Below are 11,719 nucleotides of genomic sequence, written 5' to 3'. Positions count from 1 at the left end.
CGGAAAAACAAAAAAGACGCCCCAAACGGGCAGACTCTGCCCATTTGGAACGCCTTTGTTCCGGTACCTATAATTATACTGAACGCTGAAAATTTTTCAAGCGACAGTTGCACCAAACGTGAAAGCACAATCGCAGCGCATCTTGTGCGGTTTGATGATGAGATGAAACGGATTCATCCTTCGCCCAAAATCGCTTTCAGGTCCTGCTCCGGTGTCGTGACGGCCATCAGATTGTACTTTTCCTGCAAAACGCGCACCACGCCCGGCGAGAGGAAGGCGGGCAGGGTAGGGCCGAGCCGGATGTTCTGGATGCCCAGCGCCAGCAGTGCGATGAGGATGCAGACGGCCTTCTGCTCGAACCAGCAGAGCACCAGCGAGAGCGGCAGGTCGTTGACGCCGCACTGGAACGCATCGGCCAGCGCCAGCGCGATCTGAATGGCGCTGTATGCGTCGTTGCACTGGCCCACATCGAGGATGCGGGGCAGGCCCGCCACGGTGCCGAGATCCAGGTCGTTCAGGCGGAATTTGCCGCAGGCCAGCGTCAGGATCACGGTGTCGGGCGGGGTGAGCTTGGCGAACTCGGTGTAGTAGCGGCGGGAAGGCCGGGTGCCGTCACAGCCGCCCACCAGGAAGAAATGGCGGATCTGCCCGCTTTTCACGGCCGCAACGATCTCATTGGCGTGGGAGAGCACAGCGCTCCGCGCAAAGCCGGTTACGACGCTGCGCCCGCCGTTGATGCCGGGCATGGCGGTGTCTTCCGGGTAGCCCCCCAGTTCCAGTGCTTTGGCAATGACGGGGGAGAAATCCCGCTCTGGCCCGATGTGCGGGACGCCGGGATAGGACACCACCGAGGTGGTGAACACCCGGTCGGCGTAGCTCTCCCGCAGGGGCATGATGCAGTTGGTGGTGAAGAGGATCGGGGCCGGGATGTCCTCAAACTCCCGCTGCTGGTTCTGCCAGGCTGTGCCGAAGTTGCCCTTCAGATGCGGGTACTTCTGCTTCAGCTCCGGGTAGCCGTGGGCGGGGAGCATTTCCGAGTGGGTGTAGACGTGGATGCCTTTGCCCGCCGTCTGCTCCAGCAGGCACTTCATGTCGTAGAGGTCGTGGCCGGAAATGACGATGAACGGCCCTTTCTCGATGACGAGCGGCACCTCCACCGGCTCCGGCTGGCCGAAGGCCCCGGTGTTAGCGGCGTCCAGCAGCTCCATGCAGCGGTAGCTGGCCTTGCCGGTCTTCTGCACCAGTGCCCAGAGGGTGTCGATGGAACATTCGCTGCCAACGGCCTGCAATGCTTCGCAGAAGAAGCGGTCCAGCTCCGGGTCGATGTGGCCCAGCACCCGCGCATGGTAATTGTACGCTGCCATGCCGCGCAGGCTGAACAGGACGAACGATTTCAGACTGCGGATGTCCTCGTCCGGCTCGTGCCAGAGGTTTGCCATGTCGTAGTCGAACCCGATGCCGGGGCAGGCCGCATGGATGCTCTCGGTCAGCTGGTCCACGGTCTGCGGGTCGAAGTTCACGTTGGTGATGGTGGTGAACAGCCCTTCCATCAGCAGAAGTGCCTGTTCCGGGGCGGGGGCCCGCCCCTCGCCGATGAGCTGGCTGGCGTAGGAGATGAGTGCGCCGGTCAGGCGGTCCTGCGCCGCTGCCGTGTCCGCGCTTTTGCCGCAGACACCGGCCTTACCGGTACAGGCAGTGCAGTGCGCCGCCTGCTCGCATTGAAAACAAAACATCTGTTCGTCCATTTCAGAACCCTCTCTTCGCTTGATGTGGTCAGTATGGACGGGTTGGCGGGGCTTTATACAGGCCGCACGAGGGGAGTTTTCTCGGCGAGTATCCGAGGTGAGGCCCCGCTTGCGGGGCGGGCATGGAATGCCCGTTGACTCGCCTGGAAAAGCTCTCGGAGATGCGGCCAGCGAATCTATACAAAAAGAGCCGCGCTCTTACGAACGCAGCTCTTGAAAATGCTTTGGAACAATTAGTAGGTGATGCCCTGTGCCATCATGGCGGTAGCGACCTTCAGGAAACCGGCGCAGTTTGCACCGACCATCAGGTTGCCCTCGGAACCAGCGGCAACGGAAGCGTCATAGGAAGCGTGGAAGATGCCCTCCATGATGCCCTTCAGCTTTGCATCGACCTCTTCGAAGGTCCAGCTCAGGCGCTCGGAGTTCTGGCTCATCTCCAGGCCGGAGGTGGCCACGCCGCCGGCGTTGGCAGCCTTTGCGGGTCCGTACAGAACGCCGTTTGCCAGATAGACCTCGATGGCCTCCGGGGTGCTGGGCATGTTGGCACCTTCGCAGACGACGGTGCAGCCGTTCTTGACCAGAGCCTCAGCGGACTCCTTGTTGATCTCGTTCTGGGTCGCGCAGGGCAGGGCGATGTCGCAGGGGACGGTCCAGACCTTGCTGCAATCGGCCACGTAGGTTGCACCCTCGTGGGTCTCAGCATACTCCTTGATGCGGCCGCGGCGGACTTCCTTCAGGTCCTTGACGTAAGCCAGGTCGATGCCGTTGGGGTCGTAGACATAGCCGTTGGAGTCGGACATGGTGACGACCTTGCCGCCCAGCTGGGTGGCCTTCTGGCAGGCATAGATGGCGACATTGCCGGAACCGGAGATGACCACGGTCTTGCCGGCAAAGCTGTCGTTGCGCATGCACTTCAGGGCCTCGGCGGTGAAGTAGCACAGGCCGTAGCCGGTCGCCTCAGTGCGGGCCAGAGAACCACCGAAGGTCAGGCCCTTGCCGGTGATCATGCCGCCCTGGAAGCTGTTGGTCAGGCGCTTGTACTGGCCGAACAGGTAGCCGACCTCGCGGCCGCCGACGCCGATGTCACCGGCGGGGCAGTCTACGAACTGGCCGATGTGGCGGTACAGCTCGGTCATGAAGCTCTGGCAGAAGCGCATGACTTCCATGTCGCTCTTGCCTTTGGGGTTGAAGTCCGAGCCGCCCTTGCCGCCGCCCATGGGCAGGGTGGTCAGGCTGTTCTTGAAGGTCTGCTCAAAGCCCAGGAACTTCAGGATGCCCTGGTTGACAGAGGGATGGAAGCGCAGACCGCCCTTGTAGGGGCCGATGGCGCTGTTGAACTGCACACGGTAGCCGCGGTTGACCTGGACCTTGCCTTCGTCATCGACCCAGGGCACACGGAAGCTGATGACACGCTCCGGCTCGACCAGACGCTCGATCAGAGCGGCCTTCTCATATTCGGGGTGCTTCTCCACGACGGGCTGGATGCTCTCCAGCACCTCGCGGACAGCCTGCAGAAATTCGGGCTCATTGGCATTGCGCTGAGCCAGACCATCGTAAACACGCTTCAGGTATTCATTCGTCAACATAATCGAATACTCCTTTTCCCAGTATACTTTCACCGGTTCTGCCAAACAACTTGCAGAACACTTTATCATTATAAAGCTTTCTGTGGCGATTTACAAGAGAAGCGGAGCAGAAAATCTTTCAAAAAAACAGAAGAAAAGATGAACCCGCTTCACAAAAACATCCGGCCGCTGCAAAAACGGCGCAGCAGCTTCTGTTTTGCGGCAGACCGACACCCAAAAAGAATGCCTTTTGCGGGGGAAAAGGCCCGGCGCAAAAGGCAGAGAAACCAACGTGTTTACTTCTTCAGCAGCTTCTCGCAGGCATCGGCGGCACCTTCCAGGTACTCGCCGCCGTAGGTCTCGATCATGCCGGCATCGGAGAGGGCGGCCAGCTGCGGGTCGATGGGGCACTTGGCCAGAACGGGCAGGTGGTGCTTTGCAGCGACCTCGTCCACATGGCTGTTGCCGAACACACTGATGTGCTTGCCGCAGTCGGGGCAGACGATGTAGCTCATGTTCTCGACGATGCCGAGCATGGGCACCTTCATCATCTCGGCCATGTTGACGGCCTTGGCCACGATCATGCTGACCAGCTCCTGCGGGCTTGCCACGACGACGATGCCGTCCACCGGCAGGCTCTGGAAGACGGTCAGGGGCACATCACCGGTTCCCGGAGGCATGTCCACGAACAGGAAATCGACGTCCTTCCAGACCACATCGGTCCAGAACTGCTTCACCGCACCGGCGATGACGGGGCCGCGCCAGACGACGGGGTCCTCTTCGTTCTCCACCAGCAGGTTGATGCTCATCACATCGATGCCCATCCGGCTCTGGATGGGCCAGCAGCCCTTCTCGTCGGCCATGGCACGGCCATGGATGCCGAACAGCTTGGGGATGGACGGGCCGGTGATGTCGGCGTCCAGGATGCCGCAGTGGTAGCCGCGGCGGGCCATGGCGCAGGCCAGCAGGGCGCTGGTCATGCTCTTGCCGACGCCGCCCTTGCCGGATACGACGCCGATGACCTTCTTGACGCTGCTGTTGGGGTTGGGGGCATCGTGCTGCGGGGCAGCCTCGCGGGAAGAACATGCTGCGCTGCAGGTAGAGCAGTCATGGGTGCATTCTTCGCTCATACTCTCATAAGGCCGGTCCGGGTGGGATGCGGCCTTTCCTCCTTCGTTGATGTTTTGAAAAAATCTCTTGACCGGCTCCTATCATACCATAAAACCAGAAGAGAAACAACCCACACGGCGGCTCATATTTTGCAAAGCGGTGCCCATATAATAAAAGGAAGAAGGGGAGGTGCGGCGATGCGTCCGAGCTACCTGAAGAACGCGGCCCTGCTCACGGGGGCGGATGTGGTGCTCCGGCTGGCCGGGATGGGGCTGCGCATCTGGCTGGCCAATGCGCTGGGCGGCGAGGGGATGGGCCTGTACCAGCTGGTGCTGGCGGTGTATTCGCTCTTCGTCACGCTGGCGACGTCCGGCGTCTCGGTGGCGGCCACCCGCCTGATGGCCGAGGAGCTGAGCCGCAGCCGGGCCGAGGCCCGCGGGATGCTGCTCCGTCTGCTGGGGGCGGCGCTGCTGCTGGGCAGCGCTGCGTGGGCGGGGCAGTTCGGTCTGGCGGAGCTGGCCGCTGCGTGGTGGCTGGGCGATGTCCGCGCGGCCGGTGCGCTGCGGGCGGCGGCATTCGGCCTGCCCTGGATGGCGGTCTCGGCGGTGCTGCGCGGCTTTTTCATTGCCCGGCGGCAGGTCGGCCCCAACGTGGTGAGCCAGCTCGTGGAGCAGACGGTCCGCATCTCGGCCATCTGGTTCGCGCTGGAGCGGGGCCGTGCGCTGGACGTGGGCGGCAAGTGCACGGCCGTTCTGGCGGCAACGGCCCTCAGCGAGACGGTCTCGGCCTGCCTGATGCTTCTGTTTTACCGGCGGGAGGCGGTGTCCGCATTCGGTGCGGGCCCGGCCCGACGCCCCATGGACCCGGCAAAGCGGCTGTGGGAGATCCTCTGGCCCGTGGAGGGCGGGCGCTGCCTTGCCAGCGCGCTCCACACGGCGGAGAACATGCTGGTGCCCGCCTGCCTGACGGTCTATCTGCTGGATGCCGGGGGCCGCAGTGCCGCCGTGGCCCAGTATGGAAATCTGAAGGGGATGGCCCTGCCCCTGCTGACCTTTCCGTTCGGGCTGCTGGGGAGCCTGTCGGTCCTGCTGATGCCGGAGATCACGCAGGCGCATATCCGGGGTGAGACGGGGCGGCTTTCGGCGCTGCTGGACCGGATGCTCCGGCTCACGGGCTACTTCTCCGCGCTGGCGGGGGCGGTGTTCTGGGTGTGGGGAGCAGCGGCTGCCCGGCTGTTCTACGGGCCGGACGGGGCCGAGGCGGGCTTCTATCTGACCGTGCTCGGCCCGGCGATGCCGCTGATGTATCTGGAAAGCATGGTGGACGGTGCCATGAAGGGGGTAGGGGAGCAGAAGGCCGTGTTCCGGTACAGCCTGTGGGATGCCGTGCTGCGCATCGCGGGGGTGATGGTGCTGCTGCCCCGGTTCGGGATGAAAGGCTTCCTGTTCGTCATCCTGCTGTCCAGCGTGTATACCTGCCTGGCCAACACGGCCCGTCTGCTGCGGGTCAGCGGGATGCGTCCGGCGCTGATGCGCTGGCTGGGGGCACCGCTGCTGGCTGCTGGCGTGTCGGCCGGGGCGGGGGTGTTTCTCCGGGAAATGCTGTCCGGCTGGCAGGCCGGGGAGATGCCGGAGCAGCTGGCGGCGCTGTGCATCGGCTGCTGCGGCATGGGGCTGGCGGGGCTGGCTGCCGCCTGGCCGCTGGGTCTGGGGGCCGAGGTGCGGGCCGCGCTCCACCCGGACCGGGCCCGGCAGAAGGCGAAAAAAGCGTGAAATCGACCCGGACGATGAAATCTTCTGGACACCGGGGCACGAAACGAGTATAATACAATAGATACCATGGTGCAGTAGGCTCTTTTCCCGCTGGCCTGGAAAATGAACCGGCGCAGAACGAGCGCCGAAGATAAAGAGGATTTTTTGTGAAGAATATCAAAAAAATCACGCCGCAGGTCGGGCTGCGCCGGACGTTTCTGGTGGTGCTGGACGCGGCGCTGATCCTGTTCAGCTTTTATTTTGCGTTGCTGCTCCGCGCAGACGGTGCGGTGGAAGCAGCCTGGTGGCCCCACAACCGGGCTCTGCTGTATGAGAACCTGCCCTGGATCACTGCACTCTATCTGATCAGCTTTCTGGTGGGCGGGCTGTACTCCATCTTGTGGAAGTACGCGGGCGAGCGCGACCTCATCCGTCTGGCGGGCATGATCGCAGTGCCCACGGCAGTGGTCTACTTTGTGAACCATGGCCTCATCCACGGCGTGTTGTTCGATTCGGCCAACGCGATGGCGGCGGTGCTCATCTTCCTGCTGGTGGGCGGGAGCCGCCTTGCCTGGCGGCTGTTCCTGAACCACCCCATCGGCGAGCGGGTGCGCGGTGTTCCGTCCAAGGACCCGAACCGCCCGGTGCTGATCGTGGGCGCAGGCGAGGCCGGTGCGTGGGCGATCAATGTCTGCAAATCCAACGAGAGCTACGGCCACCCGGTCGCCGCTGTGGACGATGACCCGGCCAAGTTCGGCCAGACCATCCATGGTGTCCCGGTGCGGGGCACACTGGAGCAGATCCCGCAGGTCTGCGAGAGATACAATATCCACAGCATCATCATTGCCATCCCGACGCTGCAGGGCAGCCGGCTGAACCATGTCATCGACCTCTGCGTCTCCACCCACTGTGCGGTCCAGATCCTGAGCGACCCGCAGCTGGTGGGCACCGGTGCGCCGCAGCAGAATGCGTTCCGCGAGCTGAACACAGCCGATTTCCTCTCCCGCGAGGAAGTCACGCTGGACATGGAGCAGATCTCCGGCTACCTGACCGGCAAGACCGTCCTCGTCACGGGCGGCGGCGGCTCCATCGGCAGCGAACTCTGCCGTCAGGTGATGCGCTTTCAGCCCGGCAAACTGCTCATCTTTGATATCTACGAGAACTGCGCCTACGAGCTGCTGATGGAGCTGCAGCAGAAGTATGGCCGGGACATCCCGGTCACGGTGCTCATCGGCTCCATCCGCGACAAAAAACGTCTGGACGAGGTATTCGAGACGTATCATCCTACGGTGGTCTTCCACGCGGCGGCGCACAAGCATGTGCCGCTGATGGAGGTCAGCCCGGCGGAGGCCGTCAAGAACAACGTGCTGGGCACGAAGAATCTGCTCACCAGTGCCAGCGAGCATGGCGTGGAGCGGTTCGTCCAGCTCTCCACGGACAAGGCCGTCAACCCCACCAGCGTCATGGGCTGCACCAAGCGCATCTGCGAGATGCTCATCCAGACCTTTGCGGGCAACACCGACATGAAGTGCGTGGCGGTCCGCTTCGGCAATGTGCTGGGTAGCCACGGCAGTGTCATCCCGCTGTTTGAGGCGCAGATCAAAAAGGGCGGCCCCGTCACCCTGACGGACCCCAACATCGAGCGCTATTTTATGACCATCCCGGAGGCAGCCCAGCTGGTGCTGCAGGCCGGTGCCCTGGCCGAGAGTGGCAGCATCTATGTTCTGGATATGGGCGAGCCGGTCAAGATCATCGACCTGGCCAAACAGCTCATCCGCTTCTACGGCTACGAGCCGGGCGTGAACATGGAGATCAAGGTCGTGGGCCTGCGCCCCGGCGAGAAGCTCTATGAGGAGCTGATGATGGACGAGGAGCAGGACAAGATGCGCCGCACCGAGCACAACAAGATCTTCGTTGCGCCGCCGAAGGACATCGACCTGGCCCGGTTCTACACGCAGCTGCAGGATCTGAGCGCGGCAGCGGCCCACAACGACGAGGGCGTCGTGAAGCAGCTGGCCGAGATGATCCCGACGTTCACGCCCACCCGCGGCAACCTCAAGACCTGATACCGCACCGACGTGTCGGTGACACTATAAAATGTGAGGGAAGTATATTATGGAAAAGAAACCGTTTCTGACCGAAGCGCAGGCCCAGGAGATCCTCCAGGACGTGCCCACCCCGTTCCATGTCTACGATGAAAAGGGCATCCGCGAGAATGCCCGCCGCATCAACAAGGCGTTCAGCTGGAACAAGGGCTTCCGCGAGTATTTCGCCGTCAAGGCGCTGCCCAACCCGGTCATCCTGCAGATCCTGAAGGAAGAGGGCTGCGGTGTGGACTGCTCCTCCCTGACCGAGCTGATGCTCAGCGAAGTCTGCGGCTTTACCGGCAGCGACATCATGTTCTCCTCCAACCAGACCCCGGTCGAGGACATGAAGAAAGCCTACGAGCTGGGTGCCTACATCAACCTCGATGACGCCACCATGGTGGACTTCCTCGACCGTGTGGCCGGTGTGCCGGAGAACATCTTCTGCCGCTACAATCCGGGCGGAACGTTCCAGCTGGGCGAGAGCGAAGAAGGCTTCCAGGTCATGGACAAGCCCGGTGATGCCAAGTACGGCATGACCGAGGAGCAGATGATCGAGAGCTACAAGAAGCTGATGCAGAAGGGCGCAAAGAACTTCGGCATCCACGCCTTCCTGGCCTCCAACACCATCTCCGACGCCTACTATCCGGAGCTGGCCGGCATCCTGTTCCAGCTGGCGGTCCGCGTCCAGAAGGCTACCAGTGCGCACATCGCCTACATCAACCTGTCCGGCGGCGTGGGCATTCCGTACCGCCCCGACCAGACCGAGAACGACATCATGGCCATCGGCGAGGGCGTCCGCAAGAAGTTTGAGGAGATCCTGGTGCCTGCCGGTATGGGCGATGTCGCCATCTTCACCGAGATGGGCCGCTTTACCACCGGCCCCTACGGCGCGCTGGTGGCCACGGCCATCCACGAAAAGCACATCTACAAGGAGTACATCGGTCTGGATGCCTGCGCGGCCAACCTGATACGCCCGGCCATGTACGGCGCTTACCACCACATCACCGTGCTGGGCAAGGAACATGCGCCCTGTGACCACAAGTACGACGTGGTCGGCGGCCTGTGCGAGAACAACGACAAGTTCGCCATCGACCGGATGCTGCCCAAGATCGACATCGGCGACCTGGTCTATATCCACGACACCGGTGCCCACGGTTCGGCCATGGGTTACAACTACAACGGCAAGCTGTGGTGCGCCGAAGTGCTGCTCTGTGAGGACGGCTCCCATCGTCTCATCCGCCGTGCCGAGACCCCGCGCGACTACTTCGCAACGCTGGACTTCCTGCCCTTCATGAAGCCGCTGTTCGAGGGCTACGACGACTAAACTGGAACGAGGTACGCTATGTTTTTCGGATTTCAACTGACCTGCGGTCTGATGATGGTCTTTTACGGCTACACGGTCATGAAGAACCCTCGCGTCTGGGGCGAACAGGGCCGCCGGGCCGTCAAGGCGGAACATTTCGACGAATACTGTCGGCAGAACGGCCTGTTCTTCCTGAAGGCGGGCTGCATCATGTCGGTCATCGCCGCGCTGGATGCCCTGTTCACGCTGGATGCAGTGCTGTACGTGCTGCTGTATCTGTTCGGTCTGGCGTTCTCGTTCTATCCGCTGGTCAAATGGTGCCGCGAGAACGAGGGCTTCTCCTGGCCCTGGCCCCGCGTCGAAAGCGAGAAAAAGCGCATCCGGAAACTCCGCGCCGAGCAGGAGCAGCAGAAGTCGAAGACGGAAGAAAAGTGAACACCGGGGATAAAACGTGAAATCCTCGTGAAACCGCTGTACGCGAAGCGCAAAAACTTCGCAGTGCGGCGGTTTCGTGTGTTCGGACAAAAGTTTCGTCTCTTGACAGATTTTTCCGCAGTCTCTATAATGGGTACAAATGGACCCCTCTCGAACAATCATTTGGAGGTAAAGAAAAATGATGACTTATCCCAACAGCTACGCACTCCTCAGCGAAGAGGAATTGGAATATACGACCGGCGGCGCACTCGACGCAGAAACGGTCGGCAACTGGATCTCGACGGCAATGAACGTGACCATGGGCGTACTTGCCATCGTGAACGTTGTGAATGCCATCAAGAAAGGCCAGATCAGCAGTGTGCTGGCGTCGGTTCTTGGCACCGGTGCAGGTCTGCTGGCCTATGTGAACATTGCGAACATCGGCGCTGTTGCAGCGCAGGTGCAGAAGCAGCATCCGGAGCAGTACCCCGAAGAAGAGGGCACCATCAACGGCAACCTCATGATCGACTCGGCCAAGATCTACTTCAGCTCGCTGGGCGGTGCACTGCTCGGCGTCGCCAACGTGGGCGCAGCAGCAGGCGCTCTGTATTTCTCCTTTGTCTGAGTGCATAAAAGTCAGGGAGCCGCGCAGAAACAAATGCGCGGCCCCTTTTTTGCATGAACAAAACAAATAAAAAGAGCCCAAGTCCAAATGACCTGAGCTCTTTTTATCTGCATGGAGCGGGCAATGGGAATCGAACCCACCTCCTCAGCTTGGAAGGCTGATATACTAGCCGATGTACGATGCCCGCGAATGCAAGAGATAGTATAGCATGGTTTGGCCGAAATGTCCAGCATAAATTTTAGTTTTGTGTTGTTTGGCGGGACAAATTGCTTTTTCTGTTTACTTTGCAGGCATTTTATTGTAAAATAGACAGAAGAAACAAGGCCGTCCTTCCCGGCGGCTCAAATATCATAGGTGGTGTATTGATTATGGCATTGAAATATCAGCGTATCCTTCTGAAGATCAGCGGCGAAGCACTGGGCGGCGAAAAGGGCACCGGCTTTGATGAGCCGACCATGGACGCCATCTGCGGCGGCGTGAAAAAGGCACACGATCTGGGCGTACAGATCGGCATCGTCGTGGGCGGCGGCAACTTCTGGCGCGGCCGTTCCAGCGGCAAGATGGAGCGCACCCTGGCCGATAAGATCGGGATGCTGGCCACGGTGATGAACGCGCTGGCCGTCTCCGACAAGCTGGAGCAGCTGGGCGTCCCGACCGAGGTGTTCACCTCCATCACCATGCCGCAGGTGGCACCGGCCTTTACCCGCAAGGACGCGCTGCGCGCTATGGAAGAGGGCAAGATCGCCGTCTTTGGCGGCGGCACGGGCAACCCGTTCTTCTCCACCGATACGGCCACCGCACTGCGCGCCGTGGAGGTGTCCGCCGATGTGATGTTCAAGGCGACCATGGTGGACGGCGTCTACGATAAGGACCCCCACAAGTACCCCGACGCAAAGAAGTACGACACCCTGACCTTTACCAAGGTGCTGGAAGATCAGCTGGCCGTCATGGATGGCACCGCCGCCACCCTCTGCCGGGACAACAAGCTCCCCATCCTGGTGTTCGATCTGGCAGACCCGGACAACATTGCAAAGGCCGTGCAGGGCGAGAACGTCGGCACCCTGGTCTACGAGGGTTGAGCATAGCCCGCACCCCGCAGCAATAGAATGAGACAGGCGG

9 protein-coding genes and 1 tRNA gene are annotated in these 11,719 nt (G+C 61.5%); 6 read left to right on the top strand and 4 right to left on the bottom strand.

The window, feature by feature from the left end:
• Positions 1-173: 173 nt before the first annotated feature.
• From hcp to J3350_RS00590, 3 genes are all read right to left on the bottom strand, one after another.
• The gene (gene hcp / locus J3350_RS00600) at positions 174-1,745 is read right to left on the bottom strand and encodes a hydroxylamine reductase (RefSeq protein ID WP_207685345.1); all 1,572 of its coding nucleotides are present in this window, start codon (positions 1,743-1,745) and stop codon (positions 174-176) included.
• A 233-nt stretch (positions 1,746-1,978) separates the two neighbouring features.
• On the bottom strand, positions 1,979-3,331 hold the full coding sequence (gene gdhA, locus J3350_RS00595; protein WP_207685344.1) for an NADP-specific glutamate dehydrogenase: 1,353 nt from the start codon (positions 3,329-3,331) through the stop codon (positions 1,979-1,981).
• A 275-nt stretch (positions 3,332-3,606) separates the two neighbouring features.
• Positions 3,607-4,440: an Mrp/NBP35 family ATP-binding protein gene (locus J3350_RS00590; RefSeq protein ID WP_179859487.1), complete on the bottom strand. Its 834-nt coding sequence runs from the start codon at positions 4,438-4,440 to the stop codon at positions 3,607-3,609.
• A gap of 177 nt (positions 4,441-4,617) precedes the next feature.
• On the opposite strand from J3350_RS00590, the gene J3350_RS00585 reads away from it, so the two are divergent.
• The 5 genes from J3350_RS00585 to J3350_RS00565 all read left to right on the top strand — a co-directional run bounded on the left by J3350_RS00585 (position 4,618) and on the right by J3350_RS00565 (position 10,600).
• Entirely contained in the window at positions 4,618-6,192 is a 1,575-nt protein-coding gene (locus J3350_RS00585) for an oligosaccharide flippase family protein (protein ID WP_207685343.1), read from the top strand.
• A 146-nt stretch (positions 6,193-6,338) separates the two neighbouring features.
• The gene (locus J3350_RS00580) at positions 6,339-8,237 is read left to right on the top strand and encodes a nucleoside-diphosphate sugar epimerase/dehydratase (protein WP_097792054.1); all 1,899 of its coding nucleotides are present in this window, start codon (positions 6,339-6,341) and stop codon (positions 8,235-8,237) included.
• Positions 8,238-8,286: 49 nt separating this feature from the next.
• Positions 8,287-9,582 carry a diaminopimelate decarboxylase gene (locus J3350_RS00575; RefSeq protein WP_207685342.1) on the top strand — a complete coding sequence of 432 codons (1,296 nt, stop codon included), beginning with the start codon at positions 8,287-8,289 and terminating at the stop codon, positions 9,580-9,582.
• An 18-nt stretch (positions 9,583-9,600) separates the two neighbouring features.
• Positions 9,601-9,996, top strand: a complete 396-nt coding sequence (locus J3350_RS00570) for a hypothetical protein (RefSeq protein WP_207685341.1) — start codon at positions 9,601-9,603, stop codon at positions 9,994-9,996.
• Between the two features lie 178 nt (positions 9,997-10,174).
• Entirely contained in the window at positions 10,175-10,600 is a 426-nt protein-coding gene (locus J3350_RS00565; protein WP_207685340.1) for a hypothetical protein, read from the top strand.
• A 112-nt stretch (positions 10,601-10,712) separates the two neighbouring features.
• On the opposite strand, the gene J3350_RS00560 is transcribed toward J3350_RS00565, so the two are convergent.
• Positions 10,713-10,787 (bottom strand) — tRNA-Gly (locus J3350_RS00560).
• A gap of 181 nt (positions 10,788-10,968) precedes the next feature.
• Between J3350_RS00560 and pyrH the strand changes: the two genes are divergently transcribed.
• The gene (gene pyrH / locus J3350_RS00555; RefSeq protein ID WP_097792058.1) at positions 10,969-11,679 is read left to right on the top strand and encodes a UMP kinase; all 711 of its coding nucleotides are present in this window, start codon (positions 10,969-10,971) and stop codon (positions 11,677-11,679) included.
• The last annotated feature ends 40 nt before the right edge of the window (positions 11,680-11,719 follow it).

The sequence above is a fragment of the Faecalibacterium sp. Marseille-Q3530 genome (genome assembly GCF_017377625.1).
Classification (GTDB): Bacteria; Bacillota; Clostridia; order Oscillospirales; family Ruminococcaceae; genus Faecalibacterium; species Faecalibacterium prausnitzii_E.
Note: the sequence above shows the minus strand (reverse complement) of the source record. Positions and strands in the feature narration are given on the sequence as shown.

Excerpts from the sequence above, each read along its gene's own strand:
- hcp (WP_207685345.1), bottom strand. The coding sequence starts at position 1,745 with ATGGACGAACAGATGTTTTGTTTTCAATGCGAGCAGGCGGCGCACTGC.
- gdhA (WP_207685344.1), bottom strand. The coding sequence starts at position 3,331 with ATGTTGACGAATGAATACCTGAAGCGTGTTTACGATGGTCTGGCTCAG.
- J3350_RS00590 (WP_179859487.1), bottom strand. The coding sequence starts at position 4,440 with ATGAGCGAAGAATGCACCCATGACTGCTCTACCTGCAGCGCAGCATGT.
- J3350_RS00585 (WP_207685343.1), top strand. The coding sequence starts at position 4,618 with ATGCGTCCGAGCTACCTGAAGAACGCGGCCCTGCTCACGGGGGCGGAT.
- J3350_RS00575 (WP_207685342.1), top strand. The coding sequence starts at position 8,287 with ATGGAAAAGAAACCGTTTCTGACCGAAGCGCAGGCCCAGGAGATCCTC.
- J3350_RS00570 (WP_207685341.1), top strand. The coding sequence starts at position 9,601 with ATGTTTTTCGGATTTCAACTGACCTGCGGTCTGATGATGGTCTTTTAC.
- J3350_RS00565 (WP_207685340.1), top strand. The coding sequence starts at position 10,175 with ATGATGACTTATCCCAACAGCTACGCACTCCTCAGCGAAGAGGAATTG.
- pyrH (WP_097792058.1), top strand. The coding sequence starts at position 10,969 with ATGGCATTGAAATATCAGCGTATCCTTCTGAAGATCAGCGGCGAAGCA.